The following is a 1090-nucleotide window of genomic DNA, read 5'->3' as shown; positions in this document are numbered from 1 at the left end:
TCAATCCGCGTCTGTGGGTCAACGACTTGCCGTGATCGGGCGGCGGCGGATGGCCGTTTGACGACTTCCGCGGGGGCCGCGGGACGAATCGCTCCGGGATTCGCCCGCGCCGGGAGAGGTGCGAGTCACCGGTGGAGCGGGGTTTCCGGAAACGCGGCGAAGCATGGGCGCTTTTACGGTGAAAATCGTAGTTCGCAGCCGCACGTTCCCACGGCACGGCTTGCGGCGGTGCTTGGGTGAAGCTGGGGAGGATGTGGGTCATGGCCGCACGGTGGTTCGGATCGGTGGCCCGCGGGGGATGCGGATGGGTGCGATGTCGCGAAGGTAGGTGAGCGGCCCACCACAGTGTGGGCAGGCGAAGGGCTCGATCTCGGGCAGCACGGCGGCGGGCTCGCCGATCTCTCCGAGCAGGGCGCGGACAAGCAGCCGGGTCTTGCGGGCGGCGGGGCTCTGGAAGCCGTAATGCCGCACGCGCGGAAAGCCCTTGGGCAAAACATGGATGAGCCAGCGGTGGATGAATTCGTGGGGATGAAGCGTGAGGACGCCGGTCTTGCCGGTGGTGCTGTCGGTCCAGGCGAGGCGGACGTTTCCAGCGGCGTCGTAGCCGAGCAGGCGCTTGGCGGAAAAGGCGCTGCGGCAAACGTAGCGGGCAAGATAGCGCAGGGCGGTCTTCCCTCGGCCGACGGGCTGGAGTTGGGCATTCCATGTCTTGCGTGGACTCAAGGCATGTCTTTGGTCCGGGGAAAGCAAATGCCATATCTCGGGATGATCACGCCGGAGCGCAGCATGCATGCGGCTGCGGAAGCGGGCGGCGAGCGGGCGGAAGTGAACGAGGAAATCATCCTTCGCGGGACGGGCGATGCGGCCGGTCTCCGGATGAATGGCGATGGCGGGGACGATGAGGTGGACGTGCGGGTGGTGCTGGATCTGCCTGCCCCAGGTATGGAGCACGCTGGTGAAGCCTCCTTTCGCGCCGCCGTATCGGGTGGCGATGAGGTCCTGGAGGGCGGCGGCGCTCTCGCGTAGCATGAGGTGGTAGAGGACTTCGGGCCGGTGGAGGCCGAGCGACCGCAGCTCGGCGGGCAAGGTG

1 protein-coding gene is annotated in these 1090 nt (G+C 67.2%); it reads right to left on the bottom strand.

Annotation, left to right across the window (positions count from 1 at the left end; all coding sequences use genetic code 11):
• Positions 1–258: 258 nt before the first annotated feature.
• Positions 259–1090 (bottom strand): IS91 family transposase (locus tag ABXH26_RS20570; RefSeq protein ID WP_353568982.1); only part of this gene is annotated, 832 nt, incomplete at its 5' end.

Origin of the sequence: Haloferula sargassicola (assembly GCF_040362925.1) — a bacterium.
GTDB classification, from domain to species: Bacteria; Verrucomicrobiota; Verrucomicrobiia; order Verrucomicrobiales; family Akkermansiaceae; genus Haloferula; species Haloferula sargassicola.
Note: the sequence above shows the minus strand (reverse complement) of the source record. Positions and strands in the feature narration are given on the sequence as shown.